Origin of the sequence: Brachyspira catarrhinii, from assembly GCF_005518285.1 — a bacterium.
In the GTDB taxonomy this organism is placed as follows: Bacteria; Spirochaetota; Brachyspiria; order Brachyspirales; family Brachyspiraceae; genus Brachyspira; species Brachyspira catarrhinii.
On record NZ_SJDU01000688.1, the window covers coordinates 1 to 692 of the forward strand.

General features: G+C 35.1%; 1 protein-coding gene. It reads left to right on the forward strand.

The genetic code is table 11. From position 1 onward, the window contains the following. Window positions 1-61: 61 nt before the first annotated feature. Window positions 62-412 (forward strand): hypothetical protein, encoded by a 351-nt coding sequence (locus tag EZH24_RS13075; RefSeq protein WP_137999451.1) that lies wholly within the window; start codon window positions 62-64, stop codon window positions 410-412. Window positions 413-692: the final 280 nt, after the last annotated feature.

Here is a 692-nt window from a genome sequence, read left to right on the forward strand (position 1 = left end):
CAAGGAAAATAAAAATTCCTTGTTTAGTTATAAATAAATTTATTAATAGGAGGATCTTCGTATGAAGAATATCAAAACAATTTTTACCTACATGGTCGTAGGAGCTTTAGTTATGGCTTTGTCTATAAGCTGTAAATCGAACGAAGAGCCACAAGCGACTGGTGAAACCAGCTCAAATCATCCTTCTCAAGGGAGCTATACTAATGAATTGGATGGAACTGGAGCAACCGTTACAATAAACAATGACGCTTGCACCATAGAAGGAACCGCTTTTCTTTACGGTTCTCCTAAGGAATACACCAATTTTTCTATCACCGTAACAAGTGGTGGTATTTCTATATTAATACTCACCTTCATTACGCTGGTAGTGACTACGAACAATCTGAAGCGACCATTCATTCGCCTGCTATAGATTATTTCGAAGTTACTTATAATACTAATGGTAGAGCAATTCTTGTAGACTTAGGACCTGAAGGAAAGAGATATAAGACAGGGTATTTAGAAAAGCAGCAGTAAATATTTTATTTTAAAAAGGAGGTGAGAGAATATGGGTAAAAATCACAATGCGGATATAAAAAATCCAAATAAAGGAACTTCTGGCACAAACAGAACCCATGACCAAAATCAAGGAAATAGAGGAAAACAAATGAATGTTAATTATCCTAATAACGCCAATAGTTCGAATAAGACTA